This window comes from Clostridium sp. (genome assembly GCF_036781005.1).
GTDB lineage: Bacteria > Bacillota > Clostridia > Clostridiales > Clostridiaceae > Clostridium_B.
The window spans coordinates 1-12,881 of sequence record NZ_DAIQBT010000021.1 but is presented as its reverse complement, the minus strand read 5'-3'; the positions used below and the strand labels follow the sequence as shown (position 1 = coordinate 12,881).

Genomic DNA, 12,881 nt, shown 5'->3' with positions numbered 1-12,881 from the left:
AGGAGGTATGTATTTATGAAAACCAGAGTCGATATTTTTTCGGGGTTTTTAGGGGCAGGAAAGACTACTCTTATTAAAAAGTTGATTTTTGAAAAAGTATATGCAGAAAATGTAGCTATAATAGAAAATGAATTTGGGAAAGTGCCTATAGATGGAAGTTTTTTAAGGGAAACAAATGTGAAAGTAAAGGAAATAAATGCAGGCTGTATATGTTGTACCATTACCGGGGATTTTAAAAGGGCTATAAAGGAGGTATGCAATAAATACAAGCCCTCAAGCATTATAATAGAACCTTCCGGTGTTGGGAAACTTTCAGAAATATTGAAGATTATAAATAGTGATGACCTTAAAAAAATAGTGAATTTAAATCTGGTTATAACTTTGATAGATGTAACAAAATTCAATGCTTATATAATGAATTTTGGAGATTTTTATAAGGATCAGATTAAAAGTACCAGGTGTATTGTTTTAACTAGAACAGAAAATCAAAGCAGTGAAAAGATTCAATCGGTAATAGAACAAATTAAAAAGTTCAATGGGAAGTGCAGTATTGTTACCACCCCTATTCAGCAGCTAAAGGGGGATAAAATTGTCAAAGCTGCCAGGGAAGATTTCAAGGGTGAACTTTTAAACCAGGCAGTAAGGATTAAAAGGACGAAATTAAATATAATTGGTACAAGAGTTTCAAATAAAAAACAAAATGGTGTAGATGACATTTTTGACAGTTATGGAATGGAAACTTCATTAGTATACAATAAAAACAAATTGATTAATAATTTAAATAAGTTGGGAAATGAAAAACTTACTGGAAAAGTGCTCAGGGCAAAGGGGATATTTCAGGTTGAAAATGAAAAATGGATAGAGTTTGATTATGTACCAAATGAATTGAATATAAGGGAAACTACATCTGATTTTATTGGAAGAGTATGTGTAATAGGATGTAAAATAAACAAGGATTATATAGATAAGCTGTTTACTGCTTAATATGAGGTATAATGTATGATAAAAAAAATTAATATAGAAATAGTTACAGGATTTTTAGGGACAGGAAAAACTACTTTTATAAATGCTTTCCTTGGCAATACCTTATCTCAGGGGGAACGAGTGCTTATATTTCAAAATGAAATGGGAGAAAAAAGTATTGAAGACAAATATATAAAAAGTGGACAAGTTACCATGGAGAATGTAATTTCAATGGATGTGATTGAAAGTTATAAACCTCATAGGATTATTATTGAACATAATGGAGCAACCTTATTGCAGGATTTGTTAGATGTATTAAATCAGGATGAAATAAGGAGTACATGCAGTATATCAACTATATTCAACATATTAGATGCAGAAAGTTTTGAACTTTATTTGAGTAATATGGAACCTTTTATTTTTCCACCTGTGTATAATAGTAATTTAATAATGATGAATAATTTTAAAGGAATGAATAAAGAAGACCAATGGAGGATTAAAAAGAAGGTTGAAAAAATTAACTCCCATGCAGTTATACTGGGAATTAAAGATATTCATTGCCTGGAAGAAGAACTTTTGAAAGCAGGTATATTCAAAAATAGAGTTTTTAAAAATATAAAAACAATTATAAGGGATTACTTTTATGGAGGAAATAACAATGATTCCTGTCATATGGAAGAAACTCAACGGAGCAGTGCAAAAATAATCATATATATGATTTTAGGGGTATTGCTTCTTTTTATGTTTAATGGAATAAGAGAATTCACTGATTTTAATTTAAGCTTTGGTAACAGTTTTTTTGTCATATTTATCAGTATAATGCTGGAGGCTATTCCATTTATACTTTTAGGCTCTTTTATTTCAGCAGTGATACAAGTTTTTATATCAGATAAATTTATTTCAAAGGTGCTTCCTAAAAATAAATTTCTAGGAATTATGGGAGCTTCCTTAATGGGATTTGTATTTCCAGTATGTGAATGTGCCATTGTTCCTATAACAAGGAGGCTTATGAAAAAAGGCGTTCCAGCCAGTATAGCTGTTACATTTATGCTTGCGGTACCTATAGTGAACCCTGTTGTACTATTAGCCACCTATAGTGCTTTTTATAATAGACCAAGTGTTGTATTGTTAAGGGCAGTATTTGGAATTTTAGCAGCTGTAACCATAGGTTTCCTCGTAGAAATTGTTCAAGGCAGAGAAATTCCAGTAAAAGAAGAAATGTTTCAGAGCCGGGGTGACATTTTCTGCGGATGTGGTTATAGTCATCAATATAGCTTAAAAAATTCAAAAATTTCAAGTGTTTTAGAGCATACCACAATTGAATTTTTTGATATAAGCAAGTATTTAATAATAGGTGCGCTATTGTCCTCGGTATTTCAGGCATTTGTACCTAGAAACATTATAACTTCTCTTGGAAAACATAATTTATATTCTATAATTGTAATGATGTTTTTAGCATTTGTGCTATCAGTTTGCTCTGAGGCAGATGCTTTTATTGCAAGGACATTTTTAAATCAGTTTACGCTGGGGTCTGTTTCTGTATTTATGATTTTAGGACCTATGCTGGATATAAAAAATACCATAATGCTTGGGGCAAGCTTTAAAAAAGGTTTTGTCATAAGATTGATAATATGTATTTTATCTATTTGTTACATAATCGGCTGTATAATAAATATATTAGCCTCTTTGGGGGTGGTGTAATGAGAAGGTTTAATACGGAAGAGTTTATAAAATTTATTATTTTTATAACTTTTAATGTTTTTTTATGTTATTTATTGAAAACAGGAAAGATTAATGGCTTTATTAACCCTAAAATGTCTATGTATATAAAGATTACCGTAGTGGCAATTTTTATATTGGCTTTATTTCAATTCACAAGAATATTTACAGTAATGACCAGAAATAAATTTAGAGTAAGTTATTTAATGTTTTTTGTAGTGATTTTAATTGGATTTACCACAGTTCCAGGTAATTTGAATGGAGAAATTACTGACAACAAAGGGGTAACGATAGCTAATTCAAATAATAACAGTTCAGCCAGAGAGAATATAAATAAAGATATTACAGGAGATGTAATTTTATTTCAGGATCACAATTATTATGAAAATATTTTTAGATTGGAAGGCAATGTTCAGCAGTATATTGGAAAGAAGATAATAATAAAAGGTTTCGTGTATAAAGAAGAGGGTTTTGAGGAAAATGAATTTGTTGTGGCAAGAATGATGATGAGCTGTTGTGCTGCTGATGCTCAAGTTGTAGGATTAATGTGCAGATGGGACAATGCACCACAGCTTAACAGAGAACAATGGATAAGTGTAGAAGGTACCCTTGAAAGTACTACATATGGAAGTGGCGGTGCAAATAAGGGAGACATAATACCTTTAATAGTTGTACAAAAAATAGAAAGTATAGAAGCCCCAGAGAATGTATATATTTATCCTTGATTTGTTTTACACAAACCTAGGTACGTTCCCAATTAGAAAAGACGGCATGACTATTAGGAAAATCTATATGTTAATGGCACTGGCATGAAAGTGGTTCTTTCCAACTTTATAAAAAACCACTCCTTTATGCCAATAATTATAAATTTATCATTTGAAATTATTGCTTTAAGGGAGTGTTTTTTATTTGCTTTACCCAAAGTTTTTCATAGATTTATCTAGGTACTGAAAATTAATAATACAGACTTAACAACAGTCCAGCTGCAAGCAGTCCCAACCAGGAACTGTTTACATGCCCCAATCTATGCCCCTTCATGTCATGAACATGCCAACCATTGAAATAACAGGCCGGATGGCCATTACGTTTATATATGGTTCCATTTTTTACATATCCGACTTGTCTGTAATCTGCATCGTAAAGCACTGGAGCATCAATATATCCTACAACTCTATGATATCTGTCATAAACAGTATCATTATGCTTTAAACATCCTACTCTTATATCATTGCTATCGTATATTTTTTCCATATAATTCTCACCTTTTTCTATTGTGTTTCAATAAGTTGTAATAGTCAAATTTATATGCTATATTATATGAAGAGTCAGTCCTATTGCTACAGATATTAGATGATTTTATAAGTTGGAAGTTATAGTAAAAATAGAAACATTAAAATAACCTGAGTTCGAAAAAAATAAAATACAATTTTGTATAAATATAGATATAGAAAATCTAAAAAATAATTTAACATTTATTTAAATTTAAAGTAATATTGTGATTAAGCTAAATAAGAATGTTTGTCCAATTTCAAAGAAGGCTTTTTAGGAAGAAAACTATATGTTGCCAGTCCTGAAAACTATATTTACCATAAAATTGGTACAGCTTCTATGGCGGCTGTGCTCTATTTGACATACATTTATAAAATGGCTCCGGCAGTATTCTTCAAAAGCTATACATTAGTTATCAACTGAAAATTCTGCGTTCATGATTCTCTCTGATCTGCAAATGAGCTGCAAGTTCTTTGTGAAAATCACAAATAAGCCACTGACCCTTGAATCTTGTCTTATAACGAGTTTGTGTTTTTCCGTCTTCGTCTGTTTCTTCAATTTTTTCCTGGTGAAATAGTTTAAGTTTAACATGAATTTTATCTTCTGTGTGAACTATTAAGAAATCTTAATAACTTTTTTAAAAAACAGATTGGAAGTGTAATTTAACTTCTTAAGCGGGGCTTAGAGCAGAAAAAAAGCCGTAAAATATAGATATATTCTATGGCAAATTTTTAAAACCAAAAACATTCTTATGAAATGGGAATTTTCTATTTTCAGGACTTTTTTAATTTGTCTGTTTAAGAGAACTTTTCAAGTCTTCTTCAGGAGTACTAATTGGCTTTATATCAAAGGTATCCACCAGATATTGAAGTATATTAGGGGATATAAATGCAGGCAAACTTGGTCCTAAGTATATTCCTTTTATTCCAAGGGACAGTAATGCTAATAAATCCGCTACTGCTTTTTGTTCATACCAGGATAGTATTATTGTCAGCGGAAGAGAATTTACATCTGTATCAAAAGCATCTGCAAGGGCTGTAGCTATTCTAACTGCTGAGTAGGCATCATTGCATTGGCCCACATCAAGTAATCTTGGAAGGCCTTCAATGGTTCCAAAATCCAATTTGTTGAATCTGTATTTTCCGCAGGCTAAAGTAAGTATTACACAGTCCTTTGGCACCATCTGTGCAAAGCTGGTATAGTAGTTTCTGCCAGGCCTTGCTCCATCACAACCACCTATTAAGAAGAAATGTCTTATGATGCCTTTTTTTACTGCGGCTACTATTTCATTTGCATGAGACATGGTTTCCTTATGACCAAATCCTACTAAAATTTCTTTTGGGTCTTCATCTTCTTTAAATCCTCCAAGTTCCAGGGCCTTATTTATTATTACACTAAAATCTTTTGTTCCATCTTTATTTACATCTATGTGCTGGACTCCATCCCACCCTACCACACTGGTGGTAAATATTCTATCTTTATATGTTTCTCTTGGTCTCATTAAACAATTGGTAGTCATTAAAATGCATCCAGGTATTCCGTCAAATTCTTTCTGCTGGTTTTGCCAGGCTGAACCATAGTTCCCTACCAGGTGTTTATATTTTTTCAGCTCTGGATATCCATGTGCAGGTAGCATCTCTCCATGGGTATAAATATTGATTCCCTTATTTTCTGTCTGTTTAAGAAGCATTTCTAAATCCCTTAAATCATGCCCTGATACAATTATAAAAGGACCTTTTTTTATGCTTACATTAACTTTATGAATGGATGGATCCTTATATCTTGATGTATTTGCCTTATCCAATGTCTTCATAACCTCTATACTCATATCACCAGTTCTCATTGTCATGCGGATCATATCCTGCAGGGTTAAATTATCATTGGTGGTGGCTTCTAATGCTAAAAAATAGAATTGATCTACCTGTTCGCTGTTGTATCCTATAAATCTTGCCTGATGGGCATAAGCACTTATACCTTTTAATCCGTATAATATGGTGGAACGCAGGGATCTGATATCCGCATCCAGATTTTCGTCATACATAATTCCAGCTTTAACTGAATCCTTTAACATATCTTCCTTTGTGTCACTTAAATTATATGTAGCTGCATCTGGATAGTCTTTTTCTGGGGATTTATTCCTCAGTAATTCTTTTACCTTCTGTGATTCTTTTAGTAGTTTTACATGAGAGTCTGAGTCAAAATTCACATTTGTAAGGGTAGTGAACAGGGAATTTTCTAAAAACATTACTATATTTTTATCTATGGTTTTTCCTCTGTCAATTAGGGTTTTTGCATAACAGGATATACCTTTTAATTGATATATCAATAAATCTTGTAAATTTGCAATTTCTGGAGTTTTGCCACAAACTCCACTTTTTGTACATCCTTTTCCACCAAAAGTTTGTTCACATTGATAGCAAAACATAGGATTTCCCATTTTAATATCGCCTCCTGTAAATAATTATTTCATATAGTTATTATTATATTTTTAATAATAATTATTCCATGTATATTTTCGTGGGTGTTAAAATTGTACCCAAACTTCATTAACTATATATAGGAGGAATTGGAAGGGAGATTAATCTCACTTGTTTCAGATGACAGGGATGAGGATATGGGAAAGAAGTAAAATTAACTTCAAAGGAGTACGAGATTATATTTTTAGCTTCAAATCCTAATATAGTATTATATATTCGACAGCATATGGGGAAGTGAGTTTATTGGTGATCTGGCCACTGTAGCAGTACATATTCAGAAGATAAGAAAGAAAATAGAAAAGGATCCCTCAAATCCAGAATTTATAGAAACATTATGGGGAACTGGGTATAGGTTTAAGTTATAAATACAATTTTTATTTATAAAAAAAGGTATAAATTTTATGGAAGCACTATTTATACAGTATCTGAAGCCTGTTAATTCCTTTGGAGCGTTATCAAAAACATGGCCAGCCCGCAGTTAGATTGTAAAATATTAATATATACTTATTATAACCATAATAGAAGTGAACTAAGATATTAAATTATTTCTTTATATTAGAATTATTTGATATTATTTAAAGTGGATAGAAGATTACTCGATTATATTTAATAATAAACTTTTCAAAGTTTTGTATTTTAAGATTTAAAAATGGAGGTATAATGATGATTGTAACAACTACAAATTGTATAGAGGGAAAAAAAGTTTTGGAATATAAAGGGATTGTCTTTGGAGAAGTAATTTCTGGTGTAGATGCTATTAAAGATATTGCAGCAGGGTTTACTAATTTTTTTGGAGGACGTTCAAAATCTTACGAAGGAGAACTTATACAGGCTAGACAAGAAGCGTTAGAAGAATTAAAAAATAGGGCATACGCTGTTGGAGCAAATGCTATTATTGGAGTAGATATTGATTATGAGGTATTGGGACAGGGCGGAAATATGCTTATGGTAACTGTTTCTGGAACAGCAGTAGTAGTTGGGTAAAAATAGATTTAATTGAAGGAGGACTGTAGGTGGAAAATCAAAATAAAGTACAACAAAATTTTGGAAAAAATGCTTCTAATTATAGATATAGTTCAGTCCATAATAATACTCGGGATCTTGATAGAATGATAAAATTATTAGATCCACAACCTGAAGATAGGGTTTTAGATGTGGCAACTGGTACAGGTAACACAGCTATAAAACTTGCACAATATACTCGGCAGGTTGAAGCAATTGACATTACACATGAAATGTTACATGAAGCAAAAAAACAGTCATATGAAAATGGAATTACCAATATAAAATTTCGTATTGAAGATGTCCATAATATGAAAATTCCAGACAGCACATTTGATATTGTTGTTTGTAGATTAGCTGCCCACCACTTTTCAAATATTAAAATCGCCCTTAAAGAAATGTGCAGAGTTTTAAAAATAGGAGGAAAATTATATATTTTAGATTGCTCTGTAGTTGATGGAGATGAATCTGAAAAGATATTTAATGAGATTGAACTATTGAGGGATAGTTCTCATGTATTTTCATATTCACCGCGTTTATGGACTAAATTACTAAGAGAGCTTCCTTTAGAAGGAGGACAATTGAATTTACATAAAGTTTCATATGAACTACCTCAATGGTTTGAGCGTATGGAAACAGAACAAAAAAATAGGGATAAAGTATTTGGAATTTTAGATAATTTACCCCAAAAAGTTAAAGATTATTATCCTTACAGTAAGAATTATATAACCGCATATAGAGTAGAAATTTTGAAAAAGAAAATTTGAACCAACGGTATTTGCTGTAACTATATAATTTACACTAACAGATGATTATAAAAATTTTTCTTAATGACCTTACGAGCTATTTAAGAGTTTTTTCAAGATTAGCTATGTGTTATTGCAAATTATATAGTTCTTAAAAGAAGAAATGCTATAAGAATATTTTTAGAAAATACATTTTAACAGCCCAGTCTTTCTCATAGGGTATATTTAAATGGTTTGGAGTATGCTGCGATATTAGGGGAGAATCCTTGTAAAAAGAAGTTATTATTGCTGAATGTTGAATTTTACCTCTTTTACTTTTGTAAAATATGATATCCCCAATATCAAGCATTGATACGGAATCAACTTCTATACCTTTGGTACCGTATAATTTTTCATCAGCATTAATTTTCAAATACCAATAAAGTGAACCGGCTACAGTCCATGAAACCGACCATCTGGGACCGCTGTACCACCATTGATTTTTATGTGAAGATACCATTGGGGATCCGCCGGCTTTAAGACATTGAGATACAAAATTTGTACAGTCACCTCCGTTGTCATCGTGTACTGGAAAATATTTATAAGCAGGGTTTGGCGATTTAGCATAATTTAAGGCATAATTTACAGCGTCTATTCTAGAATAAGATAAATTATTTCTATAATTCATAAGTACTCCACAAAATTGTTTACTTTATAATTTATGTGAATATATAATAAAAAATTACTTTCTATCTAATGGAATTTGCTCTGATTTTTTAAAATATTCTAGCATGGCAAAAATAGATTCATTGCTGATAACGTGTTCTATAGCACAGGCATCTTTATCTGCGATATCTGGATTAATATTTAAAATCTCAATAAAAAATTTGCGGAGAATATGATGTTTTTTAGAAGTCTGCTCTGCCAGTTTTTTCCCCGCTTCAGTTAAAAATATTTCTTTATATTTTTCATTTGTAATTAATCCTTTTTCGCTTAATGTAGTCATTGCCCTATTAGTGCTGGCCTTTGTAACACCCAGACGATATGCTATGTCAGATACTCTCGCTCCTGATTCTTCTTTTGAAAGTTCATATATTGCTTCTAGATAATTTTCCATTGTATAGGTTAATTTATTCATTATTATTCGTCTCCTTATTAAGAGTAGTTTTAACAGTTCTATGATATAAATTTTAATAGTTTATTCGAAGGCTACTACTTATCAACATCCCCATCTTCTTCAAAGTGGTGGATAAGCACTGCTGCACCTCTGGATAAGTTCTTTCCCTAAAGGATAACGTATTTTATAGTGCTAAGGACACTAAAAATACTGTTATAGGGTTCAAAGGCAGAAAGTCCTTATAATCAAACTCCACCTGAATCTAAGAATCACTTGATTGATAGAATTTTAAATAAAGTCCAGAAGTTTAAGGTTAAATACATCTTCATCTGTGATTCTTTCCATTGAAGGGGAAAGAACTTCTACAAGTATCATTTCAATAAGAAATTGAACTTTGCCACCAATAAAGTGGCTTGTATGTGCTGTAGCAGAACTAAGTCTACTTCCAATGCTTATATGGAAATGAGGAAGTATTTTACCAGTTTCTTTATTATAGGCTATAGTGCCGCAGCCAAAGGATTCTACATTTTCGAAATATGCTGGTGAATTCAGCATTGGTGCTTCAGGATGTTCAGTTTTGTTGCAGGTGCCAACTATAGTTATTTCGATGAAATCTCCAGAGAAGAATGGTACGTATCCTTGCTTTACATTATTTACACTACAGAATTCTTCAAGCTCAGTCATAAAATCTTTTCCATGCTCAAACCTTATCCCAAAAGTTCTTCCTATTTTTAATTCTGATGATATCATTTTTTTATCCTTTCTTATCATATATAATTATTTTGTTTATAAAATAATTATATTATTTAATGTGTTTTTTTACTATTTAAAAAGGAATAAATATTTTTTATTGTATCCGATTTTATTATAACAACATATATTATAATAGCCTAATTATAAATATTGTCATAAAAGCAAAAGAGAATAAGGAGATGAAATCATGCCAATTATACAAGTTAATCCTAGTGATGATGCATATATATCTCAATTGAATCCTAATACAAATTTCGGTAGTTCAAGTCTTTTATTTACAGGAGTATTTGTTCCACTTAATGATATATTTAGAAGTTTACTGAAATTTGATTTGTCTAATATTCCTTCTGGAAGTAGTATATTGCAAGCTTCACTAGAATTGTTTGTTTTTAGAAAAGATACACCTGATTCAGTATTATCACCGCAAACTGTTAATGTATTTACGAATGTAAGTGATTTTTCAGAGGATACAGTTACGTGGAATAACGCGCCTGCATTGAATGCAACAAGCGATTTTGTGAATGTAACGGATGGTGATATTGGTAGTTTTATTAGTATTGATATAACAGATTTAGTAACTGATTGGGTTAATGGCTCAATTACAAATAATGGAATTACGTTGGTTGGGATAGAAAATGTCATTGATACTATAATAGGATATTTCTCCAAGGAATGGCAAGTTCCTAGTCAGAGACCATTTTTAAATATAGAATATACTACGTTAGGGCCAACAGGACCAACGGGTCCAACAGGTCCAACAGGACCAACAGGCCCGACAGGTCCTACTGGAGTAACCGGCCCAACTGGAATAACAGGCCCGTCAGGAGGAGCAACAGGAGATACCGGTCCAACAGGACCAACAGGACCAACAGGTCCAACGGGAGCAACAGGGCCAACCGGAGCAACGGGTCCAACAGGACCAACAGGTACCTTTGAACCTAATCCATTTGAAGTATTTGTTCAAGCAGGAGCAGTTGGTGGAGATGGAACTCAGGCCAAGCCATTCGGAACAATACAACAAGGTATAACAGCTGTATCACCAACAGGAACTGTTCATATATTAGGGGGCACTTATCCTATTACTTCTCAAATAACAATTAATAAAGCTGGAGTAACATTAAAAGGATATCCTAATACACTAGTGGAATTACAAGCTGCAGTTATTTTGTTTCTTGTTACTGGAAGTGGTGTAACAATAGATGGATTAACAATTACCAGCGATAATCCGTATGCCGTTGAATTCATACAATTTGCTGGAACAAATCATAAACTTGTTGATAATGTTATTTATGGACCACCTCAGGCAGGTCCATCAACAGGATGGGTAGTGAATCGTGGATTTGTGACTCAAAGCAATGTAGTGGATTTGATAGTTCAGAACAATATCTTTTATTCTTTAAGGCAGCCAGCTTATTTAAATCCAGATTCCACAGGCAATATAGTCGATAATGTAGTTTATAATACTCGCGGATTTGTTGTTGATGGAGCAGTATTTGTGTTCTCAGGCAATTCATGGGGAATTCCGGTAAATGCCGTAGATATTGCATTATTAGTTGGCACAATAACAGGTGCACCATATGATCCTTTACAAGAATTGATTGATAATAATAGTGTTGCTTCAATCAGTGATCAAAGATAATACTGGAGCAAATTAACTAAAAATTATTTTTAAAATTATTATTTTTTAGATCGCATATCTAAATTGATGTGCGATCATTATTTATTCTCATGCGTTGTAAATATTTAGTTAATATATCTAACTTTAGAATAAGAACATATATTATAATAGTTAAAGTATAAATAGCATTATAAAATTAAAATAGAACGAGGATATAAAATTATGACAATTATACACGTTAAGCCTAGTAATGATGCATATATATCCCTGTTAAATTCTAATACAAATGACTATTGCACAATTAAATTAAATGATTATTGATCCTCTGCGTATTGTAGGGCTTTTTTAGTTGAGCTTTAATTGTACCAATTTTATTATAGAAACATATATTATAAATGGGCTAATTATAAATGCTGTCATAAGAATCAAAAGAGAATAAGGAGATGAAATTATGCCAGTTATACAAGTTAATCCTAGTGATGATGCATATATATCTCAATTGAATCCTAATACAAATTTCGGTAGTTCAAGTCTTTTATTTACAGGAGTATTTGTTCCACTTAATGATATATTTAGAAGTTTACTGAAATTTGATTTGTCTAATATTCCTTCTGGAAGTAGTATATTGCAAGCTTCACTAGAATTGTTTGTTTTTAGAAAAGATACACCTGATTCAGTATTATCACCGCAAACTGTTAATGTATTTACGAATGTAAGTGATTTTTCAGAGGATACAGTTACGTGGAATAACGCGCCTGCATTGAATGCAACAAGCGATTTTGTGAATGTAACGGATGGTGATATTGGTAGTTTTATTAGTATTGATATAACAGATTTAGTAACTGATTGGGTTAATGGCTCAATTACAAATAATGGAATTACGTTGGTTGGGATAGAAAATGTCATTGATACTATAATAGGATATTTCTCCAAGGAATGGCAAGTTTCTAGTCAGAGACCATTTTTAAATGTAGAATATGTTACGTTAGTACCTACTGGTATTACAGGCCCAACGGGACCAACAGGTCCAACCGGAGCAACGGGAGACACAGGAGCGACGGGAGACACCGGAGCAACAGGAGATACCGGAGCCACAGGAGAAACTGGAGCAACCGGAGAAACTGGAGCCACAGGAGATACCGGAGCCACAGGAGAAACTGGAGCAACCGGAGAAACTGGAGCCACAGGAGATACCGGAGCCACAGGAGAAACTGGAGCAACCGGAGAAACTGGAGCCA

At 32.3% G+C, this 12,881-nt stretch carries 12 protein-coding genes and 3 pseudogenes; 8 read left to right on the top strand and 7 right to left on the bottom strand.

Annotated elements, in window-relative coordinates; all coding sequences use genetic code 11:
- The first annotated feature begins 15 nt into the window (after window positions 1-15).
- From V7Q02_RS09815 to V7Q02_RS09805, 3 genes are read left to right on the top strand one after another with little or no spacing between them, the layout of a single operon-like run.
- Window positions 16-984, top strand: a complete 969-nt coding sequence (locus V7Q02_RS09815) for a GTP-binding protein (RefSeq protein ID WP_333860835.1) — start codon at window positions 16-18, stop codon at window positions 982-984.
- 15 nt (window positions 985-999) lie between these two features.
- A complete protein-coding gene (locus V7Q02_RS09810) occupies window positions 1,000-2,664 on the top strand; it encodes a permease (protein ID WP_333860834.1) in 1,665 nt (554 codons plus the stop codon).
- A complete protein-coding gene (locus V7Q02_RS09805) occupies window positions 2,664-3,407 on the top strand; it encodes a TIGR03943 family putative permease subunit (RefSeq protein WP_333860833.1) in 744 nt (247 codons plus the stop codon). The genes V7Q02_RS09810 and V7Q02_RS09805 overlap by 1 nt, the downstream gene beginning before the upstream one ends.
- Window positions 3,408-3,636: 229 nt before the next feature.
- Here V7Q02_RS09805 and V7Q02_RS09800 read toward each other — a convergent pair whose 3' ends face one another.
- The 3 genes and pseudogenes from V7Q02_RS09800 to hcp all read right to left on the bottom strand — a co-directional run bounded on the left by V7Q02_RS09800 (window position 3,637) and on the right by hcp (window position 6,388).
- Window positions 3,637-3,933 (bottom strand): 5-fold beta-flower protein, encoded by a 297-nt coding sequence (locus V7Q02_RS09800; protein ID WP_333860832.1) that lies wholly within the window; start codon window positions 3,931-3,933, stop codon window positions 3,637-3,639.
- A gap of 248 nt (window positions 3,934-4,181) precedes the next feature.
- Window positions 4,182-4,320 (bottom strand): annotated as a pseudogene (locus V7Q02_RS15945) (IS982 family transposase); the annotation flags it as partial.
- A gap of 415 nt (window positions 4,321-4,735) precedes the next feature.
- A complete protein-coding gene (gene hcp / locus V7Q02_RS09790; RefSeq protein ID WP_333860830.1) occupies window positions 4,736-6,388 on the bottom strand; it encodes a hydroxylamine reductase in 1,653 nt (550 codons plus the stop codon).
- Window positions 6,389-6,567: 179 nt separating this feature from the next.
- Here hcp and V7Q02_RS09785 point away from each other — a divergent pair.
- Window positions 6,568-6,793, top strand: a pseudogene (locus tag V7Q02_RS09785) (winged helix-turn-helix domain-containing protein); the annotation flags it as partial.
- Here V7Q02_RS09785 and V7Q02_RS09780 read toward each other — a convergent pair.
- Window positions 6,703-6,897: pseudogene (locus tag V7Q02_RS09780) on the bottom strand (peptide-methionine (R)-S-oxide reductase); the annotation flags it as partial. The pseudogenes V7Q02_RS09785 and V7Q02_RS09780 sit on opposite strands and share 91 nt — an antisense overlap.
- A gap of 194 nt (window positions 6,898-7,091) precedes the next feature.
- On the opposite strand from V7Q02_RS09780, the gene V7Q02_RS09775 reads away from it, so the two are divergent.
- Window positions 7,092-7,412 (top strand): heavy metal-binding domain-containing protein, encoded by a 321-nt coding sequence (locus tag V7Q02_RS09775; RefSeq protein WP_333860877.1) that lies wholly within the window; start codon window positions 7,092-7,094, stop codon window positions 7,410-7,412.
- A gap of 29 nt (window positions 7,413-7,441) precedes the next feature.
- A complete protein-coding gene (locus V7Q02_RS09770; protein ID WP_333860829.1) occupies window positions 7,442-8,197 on the top strand; it encodes a class I SAM-dependent methyltransferase in 756 nt (251 codons plus the stop codon).
- Window positions 8,198-8,342: 145 nt separating this feature from the next.
- Here the strand turns inward: V7Q02_RS09770 and V7Q02_RS09765 are convergent, their stop codons facing one another.
- From V7Q02_RS09765 to V7Q02_RS09755, 3 genes are all read right to left on the bottom strand, one after another.
- On the bottom strand, window positions 8,343-8,843 hold the full coding sequence (locus V7Q02_RS09765) for an amidase domain-containing protein (protein ID WP_333860828.1): 501 nt from the start codon (window positions 8,841-8,843) through the stop codon (window positions 8,343-8,345).
- A gap of 54 nt (window positions 8,844-8,897) precedes the next feature.
- Window positions 8,898-9,293 (bottom strand): metal-dependent transcriptional regulator, encoded by a 396-nt coding sequence (locus V7Q02_RS09760; RefSeq protein ID WP_333860827.1) that lies wholly within the window; start codon window positions 9,291-9,293, stop codon window positions 8,898-8,900.
- Between the two features lie 267 nt (window positions 9,294-9,560).
- Complete coding sequence (locus V7Q02_RS09755) at window positions 9,561-10,022, bottom strand: PPC domain-containing DNA-binding protein (RefSeq protein ID WP_333860826.1); 462 nt, start codon at window positions 10,020-10,022, stop codon at window positions 9,561-9,563.
- A 190-nt stretch (window positions 10,023-10,212) separates the two neighbouring features.
- On the opposite strand from V7Q02_RS09755, the gene V7Q02_RS09750 reads away from it, so the two are divergent.
- Together V7Q02_RS09750 and V7Q02_RS09745 are read left to right on the top strand one after the other, a co-directional pair.
- A complete protein-coding gene (locus V7Q02_RS09750; protein WP_333860825.1) occupies window positions 10,213-11,664 on the top strand; it encodes a DNRLRE domain-containing protein in 1,452 nt (483 codons plus the stop codon).
- A gap of 430 nt (window positions 11,665-12,094) precedes the next feature.
- Window positions 12,095-12,881 (top strand): DNRLRE domain-containing protein (locus V7Q02_RS09745; RefSeq protein WP_333860824.1); only part of this gene is annotated, 787 nt, incomplete at its 3' end.

What these genes read in the sequence shown, in the direction of transcription:
- hcp (WP_333860830.1), bottom strand. Translation starts at nt 6,388, where the DNA reads ATGGGAAATCCTATGTTTTGCTATCAATGTGAACAAACTTTTGGTGGA.
- V7Q02_RS09755 (WP_333860826.1), bottom strand. Translation starts at nt 10,022, where the DNA reads ATGATATCATCAGAATTAAAAATAGGAAGAACTTTTGGGATAAGGTTT.
- V7Q02_RS09750 (WP_333860825.1), top strand. Translation starts at nt 10,213, where the DNA reads ATGCCAATTATACAAGTTAATCCTAGTGATGATGCATATATATCTCAA.
- V7Q02_RS09765 (WP_333860828.1), bottom strand. Translation starts at nt 8,843, where the DNA reads ATGAATTATAGAAATAATTTATCTTATTCTAGAATAGACGCTGTAAAT.
- V7Q02_RS09810 (WP_333860834.1), top strand. Translation starts at nt 1,000, where the DNA reads ATGATAAAAAAAATTAATATAGAAATAGTTACAGGATTTTTAGGGACA.
- V7Q02_RS09775 (WP_333860877.1), top strand. Translation starts at nt 7,092, where the DNA reads ATGATTGTAACAACTACAAATTGTATAGAGGGAAAAAAAGTTTTGGAA.
- V7Q02_RS09805 (WP_333860833.1), top strand. Translation starts at nt 2,664, where the DNA reads ATGAGAAGGTTTAATACGGAAGAGTTTATAAAATTTATTATTTTTATA.
- V7Q02_RS09815 (WP_333860835.1), top strand. Translation starts at nt 16, where the DNA reads ATGAAAACCAGAGTCGATATTTTTTCGGGGTTTTTAGGGGCAGGAAAG.
- V7Q02_RS09800 (WP_333860832.1), bottom strand. Translation starts at nt 3,933, where the DNA reads ATGGAAAAAATATACGATAGCAATGATATAAGAGTAGGATGTTTAAAG.
- V7Q02_RS09760 (WP_333860827.1), bottom strand. Translation starts at nt 9,293, where the DNA reads ATGAATAAATTAACCTATACAATGGAAAATTATCTAGAAGCAATATAT.